This is a genomic window from Crocosphaera sp. XPORK-15E, assembly GCF_034931425.1.
Taxonomy (GTDB): domain Bacteria; phylum Cyanobacteriota; class Cyanobacteriia; order Cyanobacteriales; family Microcystaceae; genus UHCC-0190.
This window is the reverse complement of the sequence record NZ_JAYGHQ010000005.1, coordinates 1-14809: the sequence shown is the minus strand read 5'-3', so window position 1 is coordinate 14809 and position 14809 is coordinate 1. Positions and strand designations below refer to the sequence as shown.

Genomic DNA, 14809 nt, shown 5'->3' with positions numbered 1-14809 from the left:
TTCCTTTGGTGAGTCAGGGGAATAGATAGGTTTTGATTTACTCCTGACTCATTGGCTAAAATATTGTAACTTGTTATACAGTTTTTCTGAATTTAGCAGATCCTCAAGATTTTGTCTTTTAGGGATCTAATCTTTTTAATGCCTGATTTTGGTGAGTTAATAATTAAAAATTGCTCATTTTGTAGTTCTAGTTTTTCTTTCCCTAAACGAATTTCTCCTTTTAAAATGGTAGAATTTTTTATTTAATCGGTAACTGTTCCTGTGGTTTCATAGCGAGTAAATTGTACATTTTTGACATCAAGATCTTTTCTAAACCAGTCTGCTGATTTGTTGTTTTTTTCAAGTTTAGGTAAATTCATAAATAATTGATGAGGAGAAAGCAAACTAAGATTAATTGTTTCATTATTATTAGGAGGGATAGGAACATTCGCTATTGCTAAGAGACGTTGGGCTTCTTTGAGGTTATTTTGAGCAGTAGCATAGTTAGGATCTAGTTTGATGGCTTTTTCATACTCAGCAATGGCTTTTTGATATTTCCCTTGTTGTTGGAAAACGAAACCTAAATTATTGTGACCAAGGGTGTGAGTATTAGCAACCTTTCCTTTTTGATCCGGTAAACCTAACACTTTACTGTAAGCGGCGATCGCCTCATCTAATTTCCCTTGATCTGACAGCGCAATGCCCAGGTTGTTGTAAGCAGTAGCATCGTCAGGGTTCAGTTTTATCGCTTGTTGGTAAGCGGCGATCGCCTCATCTAATTTATTTTGTTTTGCTAAAACAAAGCCCATTAAAAAATAAGCATAACTGTTCTCTTGATTGAGTTTAATCCCTTGACGACAGGCTGCAATGGCTTCATCCAATTTATCTAGATCATCTAAAACATTGCATAATTTGGTGTAAGCATCAGCATTATTCGGATCAATTTGTATTACTTGCCTAAAAATGCGTTCTGCTTCTGTATATTTGCCCTGATCATAGGCTGTATTTGCTTGATCAAATAATTGATCAATGGTTTGTGTCACCCCTATTTGGGGCGTTGCTAAGAGAGAGACAGTTAGGAGAATAGGGACGAGACGACGGAACATGATTGCGCGGGGGGTAAATTGAGGATTTTTCGTCAACCGAGAAAGATCCTAGCATTTTCAACAACCATAGCTTAGTTTAGGATTGACTGCCCCGCCATCTTCCGTAGGGGTTTAACACCGTTAAACCCTGATCTTGCACTGAACCAAAAATCCGATTTTTTGCCTAAATTTCAACCAAAGAATCAGGGTTTAACGGTTTAAAAATCGGATTTTTTTAGCTTTTCGGTGTTGGTGCAAGATCTGAGTTAATCATATTAAGCCCCTACTAAAACAGAATTAAGGACAAAAACTCAATTAAAGACATCGCAGATAAGAACTTTTTCCCATGAGAATTTATTTCTACCATCCAACCTTTCACCCTGTGGGGAAATCTCCATAAGTCTAAATGTTCAACGGATGGATCAGCATAAAAACTCAGGTTTCCTGTGCCTAAAATTTCAGAACTCCAATGGGTAAATTCATCATGACTGACGCGATAAATGGGAAACTTACCGATTAAAGGAACACCCCACCCATCAAAGGCAATTAACCCCTTAATTGTACCTCCTTTTAATTGCCATCCCCAAGCGGCATTAATGGCACCAACTACCCCCGCACTAAAACTAATTATCATTAATTCCTGAGAGGTATTTTTACAGTTTTCTTGGATAAATTGTAAAATATGAAACCCAGAATAAGCCGGATATTTATCTGTGGGAAATACCAATAAATTATCAGATTTATTAAGAGCATTTTTAATAAATTGATTGGTTAATTCTTGCTCATGAATACCAGGACAAATTAAATACAATAGTCATCACCTAAATTTAATTAAATACCATAAAAATTTTCATCTAAAAGATGTTTAATTGTAAAAGGACAACTGATTAAATAATCATTCTCTTGAGGAATGCGAATTCCCCTGGTTGCTCGTTTACCTTCTTTAATTGCTAGTTTACGAGCATTAGGATAGGCTTTTTCAATGGCTTCTGGTAGAAAATTATTAAAAGATGGGTTATCATTGAGACAATCTTGAATACGTTCCCGATGTTCATCAACTGAATTATACCAACTATATTTAATGGTTTCCGGTGCATCAAATTGAACCTTAAGTTTTAGTAAATGAGCGATTAAAATCTTTAAATTACTAATAAGACTGGTTTTATCTGATTTCCCCAAGTCTCTTAACTCCTCAATTAAATGTTCAATATCAAGTTGCTCAAATTGTCTGTTTTCTAGTTGATTAATAGTTTTATTAATCCATAATTGTAGTTCAGTATCATACAATAATTTTGCCTGATCTTGAAGCTCTAATTTGTTTGATAAAGTCATATTTAATTTACCTCTTGTCTCTTGCTTTTTAATGATCACTATTAACATTTAAAGCTGCTATCATTGCCTGTTGACTAACAGTTTGATAGACTTGTTGTAAATGATCTTTAACGATTTTTGCTTCTTCATGAGCTAAAGGAATTCGCCCTAAAACATCTAAAACTGTTTGACCATCTGAAGGCGGAACAATAACCACTAAAGAGGGATCTAAAGGTTGATCATACTGCCAAAATGCTGTTAAATCTAACTCATTAGATGGCTCAGAAATTTTAGTCTTTTTGTTGCTTTTCTTAGCTTCTTTTTGCTGGTTTTCTTCTATTTTGCTTCCATTTTCTTCAATCTGACGACAACGTAATTCCCGTAAACCTTCTAAAATTTGCGCTTTTGATCTGCCTCTTAATTGAAATATAACAAAAGGATCTTCACTAAAACGATCAGCTAATTGATAATAAATTGCCCCAATATGTTTACAGGGGTTTGCTTTATCGGGACAACTACAATAAGATCTAACATCAGATAACTGAAACGGAAAAATACTTAAGCCATTTTGGGTAAAAACCCTTTCAATATTATTCGGCATTTCTCCCGCTAAAAGTTGAGCAGAAAAAACAGCTTTTTCTGATAGGGTTTGCATCACATAATTCCAGTCTTCATCAGTAAAAGGATCAAGAGAAAGAGACACTTGATAGGGTTCAACTTCGCTTCCTTGCACCTTAGCTAAAACTTGCCCTCCCTCAAACTCAATACTTAAAACATTGCCTTCTCTAGCATAAATTCTCGCCCTTTCCAACCGTTTTTTAAACCGATAAGAATCTAATAATTCTAACCAACGTTGTACCCACCATTCTTGTTGCAGTAAATTCGGATCTTGATTATTTAATAAATCTGCTCTTGTCATTTTAATTAGCTCCCTGAGTAGAAGATTTTGCTGGTAAATTTCTCGCCTTATAAAATGTTTCTAAACTATCAGGATCACCTACATATCGCCAGTGCCAAGGTTCATAACTAATTCCTTGAGCATTATTTTTAGGAAAAGAGAGTTCAAAACTATATTTTGCCCCATTATTTTCTAACCAACGAAAGGCCGCCGTTTGTTCAAAACTCGGACTAAGATTGCTGGCCGGAACATTGCCATCTCCAATATCAATGGCATACCCTGTATGATGTTCACTATATTTTGGTGGCGCACTCACTTCCGCCCGTTTGCGAGTTTCTTGGTTGCGTTGACGTTTCACTTCAAAAAATAAATATTCTTGCTCAGCAACAGTTCTAAACCCAGAAATAGGGGTTAAAATAATACCCTTTGCTCTCGCGTCTCGCTGCATTTTCCGAAAACTTTCAGCCGCATTAATTCTCAGTTTAATTCGTCCATCAGTGGTAATGGCTTTTAATGCTGATGGGTTCGCTTCTTCATAGGGTAAATGTCCGAGAATATTTTCGATCGCATCAGGGGAGGGACTCACTTTAATAGGGGAAGTGGGGGAAGAAGTGATTGAAGGTTGGGAGGAAGGACGTAACATCAATAAACCGCCCAATACCACCACCCCAAATCCGATTATTCCTGCAATAATTAACCTTAATTTTGGTTGCGATAGAGATTGATGAGTTGGGGTATCTCTTAAAGCTTCAGGAATATCATCGATGGAGTTTGGTTGCCCGATGGTTTTTTGTTCATTTTTCATTGATATTTAGTCCCTCTCCGCGTCCCCTCTTAATAGTTTACTGAGTCGCTACCCCATCTTGACGGGCAGCTAATTTCACCGCACTGGCCACCGCAGGGGAAACCCGATCATCAAACACCGAAGGAATAATATGTTCCCGATCTAAGTTATTTGATGTTACCAAAGAGGCGATCGCTTTGGCCGCTTCTAAACACATATGCTCGGTAATCGTTTTGGCCCGACAGTCTAAAGCCCCACGAAATACCCCAGGAAAGGCTAACACATTGTTGATTTGATTGGGATAGTCACTACGCCCCGTTGCCATCACTGCTACGTCATCTGTGACCAATTCAGGCTGAATTTCAGGGATAGGGTTAGCCATAGCAAAGACAATGGGATCTTTGTTCATCGAACGTACCATCTCTGGTGTGACAACTCCAGGCGCACTCACTCCTAAAAATATATCAGATCCCTTCATCGCATCCGCTAAAGAGCCACTGGCATTGACTGCATAGGCTTGTTTTTGGGGGTTTAAGTCGGTGCGAGAGTTGGAAAGAATGCCTTTGGAGTCACATAACCAGATGGTGGTTGCCCCCGCAGCCCGTAATAAAGAGGCAATGGCCACTCCAGCAGCCCCCGCCCCATTAATTACAATTCGCACCGATTCTAGGGACTTCTGGACTAATTTCAGGGCATTAAATAGGGCCGCCAGGGTGACAATGGCTGTCCCATGTTGGTCATCATGGAAAACGGGAATATCTAATTCTTGCTTTAGTCTTCGTTCAATTTCAAAGCAACGGGGGGCGGAAATATCTTCGAGATTAACACCTCCAAACACAGGAGCAATGCGTTTGACGGTTTCGATGATTTCTTCTGTGTCTTGGGTAGCTAAACAGATAGGAAAGGCATCAATACCGCCAAATTCTTTGAATAACATGGCTTTTCCTTCCATCACAGGTAAAGCAGCTTCTGGGCCTAAGTTTCCTAAGCCTAACACCGCACTGCCATCAGTTACCACGGCAACGGTGTTATGTTTAATGGTGAGTTCATAGACCTTGGATGGTTCACGGGCGATCGCTGTACAAATTCGTCCTACTCCTGGAGTATAGGCCATGGCCAGATCAGACTGGGAGGACAAGGGAAGGCGACTGTTAACGGTGATTTTTCCCTGACGATGGAGTTCAAAGGTACGGTCAGAAACCTTGATCACTTTGACATTGGGAATTTCTCGGACTGCTGAGACAATTTTCTCGGCGTGTTCTTCGCTCGAAGCATCTACCGTGATTTCTCTGCGGGTAATTTTTAGGGTATGTTCAATTAGAGAAATTTGCCCTAAACTGCCTCCTGCTCCGGCGATCGCTTGGGTAACATTGGAGAGGGTTCCAGCAATATTGGGTAATTCAATGCTTAACGCGAGGCTATAACTTGCATTTGGGTTGAGATTGGCCATTTAACTCCTGAGCTTCGGATGAAGATAAATCAATACTTATTAACTTGAGTGTTTTCCTAGGGTCAATTCATGAATTGACTCTACAGGCAGTGCTGATGCGTGAATGATGACTACAAAAGTCGTCATCATTACCATTAAACCTAAACCTTATCCTTATTGCCTCAGACTTCCCATTTGTTTCAAGATTCGTCTAGGAGACGCTCTTTCTGAGAACGTTTTGAGGGGCTATAAGGAATTGACGGACAAATATTTCGTCAATTCCTTGTAAAAAATCTATGATTTGGGAGACTTGTTACAAAATATTTGCTAATTTTTTTAAAATTTGTAACACCTGGTAAAGTTCCTGGTTTGAGGTAAACAAAGCAAAGACTCTGGAGAGAGCATATTGAGTCGAGTCTTTTTGCATCAACTTAACAAAAATAATCTCATCACCATTACTCATCATGGCATAACTGGGATGTTCTTTTTGAGGGTTTGCCATTAAATAAGCGAGGGTTTGAGGTAAAGCTGACCACACAGAAATGGTTGTTTTTTTTGATTCTAAAATAATGATCCAAAGTTGATCATGAAGCACTAAGACATCAATTCTTCCTTGTAACACTTCTTCTTCATCCTTAAGCCTAATTTGCACAGATTGTTCGGCTTTAATCTTAAATGGTGGATCATAAAACCCCGCAATCATTAACAAAGGAGAAGCCAATAATAAGGTTACAGTTCCTTCTAATAAATGTCCTTCGGATCTTTGATAAATATAACGTCTCCGTAAATCATTCAAAGCTATCTTTTCTGTATCTGTTAACTCCGGTAAATTTATGCGCCATTCTTCAAAAAACTGCTCATTTTCAACACGATGTAAATTAAATCGTTTCTCTGCTTCTGCTAAGGTTGTTATGGCTTCTGTGATGGCAGTGGACATATTTTAAATAACAAATAAAATGACAATTTTGTTCTATTGTAGTTCTCTTTCTCAATGAGAATTTTTGAACTCCTCAAATGTTCGACAGAAAACTCAGGTTTGATAAGCAAAACTTTTCATTTACCCCCTATTGCTTTTAAAATTCCTAATTTACATTCCGTTACTTGTAATAAAACTTAATATTTTATTGAGAATAATTTTTATTTGTGAACGACTTTCCGCCATTTTTGCGCTATAGTCTAATTTTCATGATGGGTTTTTATATCTATTTTTTGGAAAAAACACCTTCAAACCCTGATTACTTCGTTAAAAAAATTATTGAAGCGTCCCCTCAACTCAAAAAATCACCGCTAAAATGCCCGAAAATCAGGGAGCTTTTTGTATATTTTTGTTACAGCAAAAAAACTAAATTTGACAAAATACGCAAAGTGTGTATTTGTCAATAGAGAGGGCTAAACTTAAAATAATGAGATAACCAAATAATCATAAACTAAATATCGAGAAATGAAAGAAATAGAACAGAGAAAAACCAACAAACACATTGGTCATTATTTTGAAGGAACTGATGCTAACTGGTATATAGGCCGCAATTTAACTGATGAAGAAAGAGAAGTGTTTAGACAACGCTCTATTGCATCCCATCAAGCTAAAATTAAAGCTTTAAATGGTGATGGCCCTCCCCCAATACATAAAATTAATGTCCCTAAATTAAATCCTGAAGATTTAATGCCAAAACTCAAACAAAATCATCTTAAGGTTCTTTCGCTATTTAGTGGAGGCGGTGGTTTAGATTTAGGGTTTGATCATGCCGGTTTTCAACATTACGAATCTTATGAAATCATGAGAGATGCAGCAGTAACCATTGTTCAAAATCGTCCTAAGTGGAATGTTTTTTACGGTGAGGATGGTAATGTTAGAAATAAAAATTGGAAATTATTAAAAGATAAAATTGATGTGATTCATGGTGGGCCACCTTGTCAACCCTTTTCTCTGGCCGGATATCAAAGGGGAAGTGAAGATGATAGAGATTTATTTCCTGAGTTTATTCGAGCTATTTTAGAAATTAAACCCAAAGCTTTTGTTGCTGAAAATGTCAAAGCTTTAACCAATAAAAAATTTGAAACCTATCTAAATCAAAGAATTATATCACCCTTATCTCAAGATTATAAGATTTTTATGTTTGAATTAAGTGCAGCTTCATTTGGAGTTCCGCAAAAAAGGGACAGAGTATTTTTGGTTGGTTTGAGGAAAGATAAAATATCGAAAAAGTTTGTTATCCCAAAATCAACTCATGATTTTTCTCACTTATTATCAAATAAAAACCATCAGAACCCACAACAATTATCTTTATTTGATGAGCTTATTTCAGATGATAGTCTTTTAAAATGTATGGGTGTTCGTGAAGCACTCGGTTTACCTAATATTGGGTATGATGCTTTATCCCCTACAATAAGAAGTGGTTTAACTGGCCCTAGACATACAACTTCAATATTAAGTAGTGTTTCTGCACAAAAACAATGGGAAAAGCTTGAAATATGGCCGAATGGTGTTGCAAAAGATCGTTTAAGTGCTAATCAATTTGTCACAAAAAATGGACACTTTAGGTTGTCTGTTCAAGATTGTGGCATTATGCAAGGTTTTCCCAAATCTTGGGTATTTAATGGCGCAGTTTATATGATACTTGGTCAAATAGGCAATTCCGTTGCTCCTCCTATGGCCTATCATGTTGCCAAGGAATTATTAAACGCATTAATCTAAATATTTATCTAATAATTTTCTTAGTTTGCTTGCATGATTATCTATAATTTTCTCCCAACCATTAAAATATGATGCTGGTATATGTGGATTATTTAATGTAGAGCCTCTATTAATAACATATTCACACCTATCACGCAGGATTTGTAACATCCTCTGTGGTGAATATCCATTTTCCAGATCCATTAGTTGATGATATTTTTCTAAATTATAGGCTACCTAAAATTAGTATTTTTATTGACCTAATTCTATTTGACAAAGATACTATTTAAACATTTGAACCCCTAAACCCCTAAAATTATCTGAAGTCCTTGACGGGAACTCAACCGCCGACTGTTCATCTTGTCGCCTCAACGTGATATTATACCTTCGGCTGAGTTAACGAGTGTCAATGTCAGCCAAATAACTTGATTAGTCAGAACCTGAATCAAGGATAACCTAGTCTAATCGAACCCTGTGACTGTATGCCATTGACTGAATCCCCAACCGAAATAGCCGCAACGGTTTCAGACGATACTGATTCCATGAAAGACTACTATCAGCTACAACGCACTTTGTTGCTGTTGAGCTTGGTTTTCACCGGAATTATTTTTATTTGCGTCTGGATCTTCTATTCTCTCAATTTAGCCCTTAATTACCTTTTGGGGGCTTGTGTCGGCATTATTTACTTAAAATTGCTGGCTGGAGAAGTAGAAAAAATCGGCACATCAGGTCAAAGGGTTGGCGGTAAAGGACTTGCTTTAGTCGCCGCCATGATCATTGTAGCCAGTCAATGGCAAGAACTGCACATCGTCCCAGTTTTCCTGGGATTTTTGACCTATAAAGTCGCCATCATCGCCTACACAATACAAAGTGTTATGGCTCCAGAGCCAAAAAGCGAGTAAAACAAGAGGAAATCAACGATTTCCGTCACCAGAATCGGTAAAATTTACCCAATGACAATGTTAGATGGTTCACGCATTTTAGATACCTTACCCCTAGCTGCCTTAGAAGTAGGTAAGCACTGGTACTGGGAAATTGGCAACTTAAAATTACACGGGCAGGTATTTCTCGCCTCCTGGTTTGTCATTGCCCTGTTAGTCATCGCCTCCCTTGCTGCCAAGCCGAAAGAAGGTCAAATGGTTCCAGGTGGAATGCAAAATTTCATGGAATATGTCCTGGAATTTTTGCGGGACTTGGCGAAAAACCAACTGGGAGAAAAGCACTATCGGCAATGGTTGCCCTTTATCGGGACGCTATTTTTGTTTATTTTTGTCTCTAACTGGTCAGGGGCCCTGATTCCTTGGAAACTGATTGAAATTCCTGAAGGGGAATTAGCAGCACCGACTAATGACATTAATACAACTGTTGCTCTTGCGCTGCTCACCTCTCTAGCGTACTTTTACGCTGGTTTGAGTAAGAAAGGATTAGGATATTTTGCCAACTATATCCAACCCATTCCCATTCTCCTGCCCATTAAAATTTTAGAAGATTTCACCAAGCCCCTCTCCCTAAGCTTCCGTCTGTTTGGTAACATCTTAGCTGATGAACTGGTGGTGGGCGTTCTTGTATTTTTAGTCCCCTTATTGGTGCCATTACCCCTAATGGCCTTAGGATTATTTACCAGCGCCATTCAAGCCCTAGTGTTTGCCACCTTAGCCGGGGCCTATATTCATGAGGCCATTGAGTCGGAAGAAGAAGAAGAACACGGGTAAGGGAAAAATCATCAAAGGCAGACAATGTATCACGAATCAAGATTCTGTTGCACAAAAATGCCCAAAACGTAAGACAATAACAGAGAAGTCCGAGAGGAAGTTAATTCTAACAATTTCCATCGACGACTAAGTTACCACAGAACACAAATCAGTCTGCTGTATCCGCAGTCTTGCTTGGAAACTTCGCGCTCCTAAATTCTTAAGCTGACAACTAGCTTGCAATTTGTTCTATCAATAAAATCGAGGAAGAATTAACATGAATCCAACTGTTGCTGCTGCTTCTGTTATCGCTGCTGCTCTAGCTGTAGGTTTAGCTGCTATCGGCCCTGGTATTGGTCAAGGAAACGCATCCGGTCAGGCTGTTTCTGGTATTGCTCGCCAGCCCGAAGCTGAAGGTAAAATTCGCGGAACCTTATTGTTAACTTTAGCGTTCATGGAATCCCTCACCATCTATGGTCTGGTTATTTCTCTCGTTCTTTTATTTGCTAACCCCTTCATTTAGAACTTAATCGGGTAGTAGAGACGGCTTTGAGGCTGTCTCTACGTCAAAAAAGCTAGAACTAGATTGGAAGTGGATGGGTGAACCATGTTTGATTTTGATGCAACCTTGCCGATGATGGCATTGCAATTTGTTGTGTTGGCGATTATCCTCAACGCAATTTTTTACAAGCCTTTAAATAAGGTGTTAGATGAACGGGCTGACTATATCCGTAAACAAGAGACGGATGAGCAAGAAAAGCTGACTAAAGCTAAAAAGCTTGCTCAAGAATACGAGCAACAACTGGCAGACGCTCGTAAGCAGTCTCAAGAGATTATTGGGACGGCTCAGGCTGATGCCAAAAAAATTGCGACTGATGCCATGGCCGCTGCCCAAAAACAAGCCCAGGCCAAGAAAGAAGCTGTTGCCCAAGAAATTGAGCAGCAACGCCAAGATGCTCTAAGGAATCTAGAACAACAAGTTGATGCCTTAAGCCGTCAAATTCTAGAAAAACTCCTAGGGTCTGAATTTGTAAATTAACGATGCCGTCTGTTGAGTGATAAACCGGTATGATCGATTCTTTTTTATTATTAGCCACAGAAAGTCACGCAGAAGGCGAAGCCTTAATCGGATTTCACTTCGACTTCTTAGAAAGCAACATCTTTAACCTGGCCATTCTGGTGGGCGTTTTGTTTTTTTATGGCCGTAAAGCTGTAGGAAAAATTCTCAGCGATCGCCGTAACCAAATTGCCCAGGCCATTCAAGAGGTGGAAGAAAGACAACGTAAAGCTGTTACTGCCTTAGCCTCAGAACAGAAAAAATTAACCCAAGCACAAGCAGAAGGGGAACGTATTCGCCAAGAGGCCCAAGAAAGAGCCAAAGTCATGGCCACAGAAATTGCTGCCCAATGTGAACGAGATATCGCTCGTCTTCAAGAAACAGCCGAGTCTGATCTTTCCTCTGAACAAGAACGGGTGATCGCTCAGTTGAAAAAGCAAATTGCGGAAGAGGCAGTAATGAAAGCGGAAAGTCTGCTCAAAGAACGGGTTAATTATGACGCACAACAACGCCTTATTGATCGCAGTATCGCTCAGTTAGGAGGTTAATTGTGAAAGGATCACTGTTAAGTCGGGAAATTGCTGAGCCTTATGCTCAAGCCCTCATGTCCCTTGCTGAGTCTCACCACATTACGGAGTCTATCGGCGAAGACTGTCGCGCGATTTTGGAAATGTTGGAAGATTCCTCAGATTTACGGGCATTTGTTAGCTCTCCCATCATTAAAGAAGAGGATAAAAGAGCCGTATTAACTCGGATACTCGGACGGGATATCCATCATTATTTGCGGAACTTTGTCATGCTTTTGGTTGATAAGCGACGAATTACCTTCCTAGAAGATATTTGTCAGCAATATCTGGCCCTACTCAGAAAATTGACCAATACTGTCTTAGCTGAGGTGACAGCATCAACAGAATTAAACGACGATCAACGTCGGGCTGTCAGCGATAAAATTAAAGTCTTAACGGGGGCCCGTTCCGTTGAAATGAAGACCTATGCTGACCCTGATTTAATTGGGGGTGTCATCATCAAGGTAGGCTCCCAAGTCTTTGATGCCAGCCTTCGTGGACAACTACGCCGCATCGGCCTCACTCTTGGCGGTGCTTCTTAAACTGTTTCTCATTGTAATCCATTTAATTTCTGAAAAGATCTCACTATGGTTAGTATCAGACCCGACGAAATCAGCAGCATTATTCGCCAGCAAATTGAGTCCTATGACCAAAGCGTTCAAGTTTCCAGCGTGGGAACTGTTCTGCAAGTTGGAGATGGAACCGCCCGCATTTATGGCTTAGAACAGGCTATGGCTGGTGAACTCCTAGAATTTGAAGACGGAACCATCGGCATTGCTCTTAACTTAGAAGAGGACAATGTAGGGGCCGTTTTAATGGGGACAGGCTTAGATATTCAAGAAGGCAGTACCGTTAAAGCTACCGGAAAAATTGCTCAGGTTCCCGTAGGGGACGCAATGATTGGTCGGGTGGTTGACTCTTTGGGTCGTCCCTTAGATGGCAAAGGGGATATCAATACCTCAGAAACTCGCTTAATTGAATCTCCTGCTCCTGGTATTATTGCTCGTAAATCCGTTTGTGAACCGATGCAAACAGGGATTACGGCTATCGATGCTATGATTCCTATTGGCAGAGGACAACGGGAATTAATTATTGGTGACCGGAAAACGGGTAAAACTGCGATCGCCATTGATACCATCATTAACCAGAAGTCAGAAGACGTAATCTGTGTTTATGTGGCGATTGGTCAAAAGGCTTCTACTGTGGCTCAGGTAATTGGTGTCCTGGAAGAAAAAGGTGCTATGGCCTATACCATTGTGGTTGCTGCTAACGCCAATGACCCCGCAACCCTTCAATATTTGGCCCCCTATACCGGAGCCAGCTTAGCAGAATATTTCATGTATAAAGGGAAGGCTACCCTGGTTATCTATGATGACCTATCTAAGCAAGCTCAAGCCTACCGTCAATTATCTTTGTTGTTGAAACGTCCTCCAGGTCGGGAAGCTTATCCTGGAGATGTATTCTACATCCACTCTCGTTTATTGGAACGGGCGGCTAAACTGAGTGATAAGCTTGGTGGTGGTAGCATGACGGCTTTACCTGTGATTGAAACCCAAGCGGGTGACGTATCAGCCTACATTCCCACTAACGTTATTTCTATCACAGACGGACAAATTTTCTTGTCCAGTGACTTGTTTAACTCTGGTTTCCGTCCTGCCATTAACGCAGGTATCTCTGTGAGTCGGGTGGGTTCAGCGGCCCAAACTAAAGCCATGAAACAGGTGGCTGGTAAGTTAAAGCTAGAATTAGCTCAGTTTGCTGAATTAGAAGCTTTCTCTCAATTTGCTTCTGACTTAGATGCTGCTACCCAAGCGCAGTTAGCACGGGGTCAGCGATTACGTCAAATTCTCAAACAGCCCGAAAACTCACCCCTAGCGGTGTGGGAACAGGTGGCAATTACTTATGCGGGACTCAATGGCTATATTGATGAGATTCCTGTTAATAAAGCCACTGACTTTGCCTCTGGACTTCGGGAATATATCAAAACCAGCAAGCCCAAATATGCTGAAATCGTCAACAGTGAGAAGAAACTCACCGATGAAGCAGAAACCTTGCTCAAAGAAGCCATTAAGGAGTACAAACAGGCTTTTGCTGCTTAATTAACTGGGGGCGAATAACCTTTCGCCCCTACAGCATAAAAGAATAACGGATAATCGATCACTGGAATATTATGGCCAATCTTAAAGCTATCCGCGATCGCATTCAGTCGGTCAAAAATACCAAGAAAATTACTGAAGCTATGCGTCTTGTGGCAGCCGCTAAGGTGCGTCGCGCCCAAGAACAAGTTATCTCTACTCGGCCTTTTGCTGATGCCTTGGCCAACGTTCTCTATAATTTGCTGACCCGTTTACAATTCGGGGATGTTAATCTAGCCTTATTACAACAAAGAACCGTCAAAACAGTGGCCCTTGTGGTGGTTTCTGGCGATCGCGGTTTATGTGGAGGCTACAATAATTACATCATCCGTCGTGCTGAACAGCGGATTAAGGAGTTAGAGAGTCAAGGAATTAGTTACCGTTTAGTCACGGTGGGACGGAAAGCAACTCAATATTTTTCTCGTCGGGAAGCCCCCATTGAGAAAAAATATACTGGGTTGAACCAAATTCCCACAGCAGATGAGGCGGGAAGCATTGCGGATGAATTGCTATCCTTGTTTTTATCGGAAACGGTAGATCGGGTAGAGTTAATTTATACTCGTTTTGTCTCCCTAATTAGTTCCCGTCCTGTGATACAAACTTTGTTACCTTTGACTATGCAAGGGTTAGAAGTGGAAGATGATGAAATGTTCCGCTTGATTACCCGTGAAGGTAAATTACAGGTAGAAAGGCAAACCGTCACCCAGACAATGAGTACCTTTTCCCAGGACATGATTTTTGAACAAGATCCGGTGCAAATTCTGGATTCTTTGTTACCTTTATATATCAATAACCAATTACTCAGAGCTTTACAAGAATCGGCCGCTAGTGAATTAGCTGCGCGGATGACTGCCATGAGTAATGCCAGTGAGAATGCAGGTCAACTCATTGGAACTTTGACCTTATCTTATAACAAAGCGCGTCAGGCTGCCATTACCCAACAGTTAATGGAAGTGGTTGCTGGTGCGAACGCCTTGTAAGATTTCGAGGTAATTTTTGTCAAGAATTATCAGCGTTTAGATGTCATTCTAGACGCTTTTTTATTCATTATTACTATCAATAAGATTTATAAACTAAGCTTGATAAAACAAGATTTATTCATCTTTGGATATTTGTTATAAAATGATCAGAGAATTAGAAAAAACGGTTCTACCGAACTTGCCATGTAAAATTAATAAATGAATACAGGCTAAAGCCTTA

16 protein-coding genes are annotated in these 14809 nt (G+C 39.9%); 9 read left to right on the top strand and 7 right to left on the bottom strand.

From position 1 onward, the window contains the following. Nucleotides 1–242 precede the first annotated feature (242 nt). The 7 genes from VB691_RS05405 to VB691_RS05375 form a co-directional block, all read right to left on the bottom strand. On the bottom strand, nt 243–1121 hold the full coding sequence (locus VB691_RS05405; RefSeq protein WP_323290451.1) for a tetratricopeptide repeat protein: 879 nt from the start codon (nt 1119–1121) through the stop codon (nt 243–245). 229 nt (nt 1122–1350) lie between these two features. Then, on the bottom strand, nt 1351–1875 hold the full coding sequence (locus tag VB691_RS05400) for a hypothetical protein (protein ID WP_323290450.1): 525 nt from the start codon (nt 1873–1875) through the stop codon (nt 1351–1353). Nucleotides 1876–1895: 20 nt separating this feature from the next. Next, the gene (locus tag VB691_RS05395) at nt 1896–2396 is read right to left on the bottom strand and encodes a DUF29 domain-containing protein (protein ID WP_323290449.1); all 501 of its coding nucleotides are present in this window, start codon (nt 2394–2396) and stop codon (nt 1896–1898) included. A 28-nt stretch (nt 2397–2424) separates the two neighbouring features. Beyond that, complete coding sequence (locus tag VB691_RS05390; protein WP_323290448.1) at nt 2425–3294, bottom strand: SWIM zinc finger family protein; 870 nt, start codon at nt 3292–3294, stop codon at nt 2425–2427. Nucleotide 3295: 1 nt separating this feature from the next. Next, nucleotides 3296–4078, bottom strand: a complete 783-nt coding sequence (locus VB691_RS05385) for a M15 family metallopeptidase (RefSeq protein ID WP_323290447.1) — start codon at nt 4076–4078, stop codon at nt 3296–3298. A 37-nt stretch (nt 4079–4115) separates the two neighbouring features. Continuing rightward, nucleotides 4116–5507 carry a malic enzyme-like NAD(P)-binding protein gene (locus VB691_RS05380; RefSeq protein ID WP_323290446.1) on the bottom strand — a complete coding sequence of 464 codons (1392 nt, stop codon included), beginning with the start codon at nt 5505–5507 and terminating at the stop codon, nt 4116–4118. Nucleotides 5508–5799: 292 nt separating this feature from the next. Continuing rightward, on the bottom strand, nt 5800–6423 hold the full coding sequence (locus VB691_RS05375) for a type I restriction endonuclease (RefSeq protein WP_323290445.1): 624 nt from the start codon (nt 6421–6423) through the stop codon (nt 5800–5802). Between the two features lie 504 nt (nt 6424–6927). Between VB691_RS05375 and VB691_RS05370 the strand changes: the two genes are divergently transcribed. From VB691_RS05370 to VB691_RS05330, 9 genes are all read left to right on the top strand, one after another. Next, nucleotides 6928–8181, top strand: a complete 1254-nt coding sequence (locus VB691_RS05370; protein ID WP_323290444.1) for a DNA (cytosine-5-)-methyltransferase — start codon at nt 6928–6930, stop codon at nt 8179–8181. 461 nt (nt 8182–8642) lie between these two features. Then, nucleotides 8643–9062, top strand: a complete 420-nt coding sequence (locus VB691_RS05365) for an ATP synthase subunit I (protein ID WP_323290443.1) — start codon at nt 8643–8645, stop codon at nt 9060–9062. Between the two features lie 51 nt (nt 9063–9113). Beyond that, nucleotides 9114–9872, top strand: coding sequence for a F0F1 ATP synthase subunit A (gene atpB, locus VB691_RS05360; RefSeq protein ID WP_323290442.1), 759 nt, complete (start codon nt 9114–9116; stop codon nt 9870–9872). 256 nt (nt 9873–10128) lie between these two features. After that, the gene (gene atpE, locus VB691_RS05355) at nt 10129–10374 is read left to right on the top strand and encodes an ATP synthase F0 subunit C (RefSeq protein WP_323290441.1); all 246 of its coding nucleotides are present in this window, start codon (nt 10129–10131) and stop codon (nt 10372–10374) included. An 84-nt stretch (nt 10375–10458) separates the two neighbouring features. Beyond that, complete coding sequence (locus tag VB691_RS05350) at nt 10459–10890, top strand: F0F1 ATP synthase subunit B' (RefSeq protein WP_323290440.1); 432 nt, start codon at nt 10459–10461, stop codon at nt 10888–10890. 29 nt (nt 10891–10919) lie between these two features. Further along, the gene (locus VB691_RS05345; RefSeq protein ID WP_323290439.1) at nt 10920–11456 is read left to right on the top strand and encodes a F0F1 ATP synthase subunit B; all 537 of its coding nucleotides are present in this window, start codon (nt 10920–10922) and stop codon (nt 11454–11456) included. A 2-nt stretch (nt 11457–11458) separates the two neighbouring features. Further along, nucleotides 11459–12016 carry an ATP synthase F1 subunit delta gene (gene atpH / locus VB691_RS05340; RefSeq protein WP_323290438.1) on the top strand — a complete coding sequence of 186 codons (558 nt, stop codon included), beginning with the start codon at nt 11459–11461 and terminating at the stop codon, nt 12014–12016. A 45-nt stretch (nt 12017–12061) separates the two neighbouring features. Then, complete coding sequence (gene atpA, locus VB691_RS05335; protein ID WP_323290437.1) at nt 12062–13573, top strand: F0F1 ATP synthase subunit alpha; 1512 nt, start codon at nt 12062–12064, stop codon at nt 13571–13573. 71 nt (nt 13574–13644) lie between these two features. Further along, nucleotides 13645–14589 (top strand): F0F1 ATP synthase subunit gamma, encoded by a 945-nt coding sequence (locus VB691_RS05330; protein WP_323290436.1) that lies wholly within the window; start codon nt 13645–13647, stop codon nt 14587–14589. Nucleotides 14590–14809 lie beyond the last annotated feature (220 nt).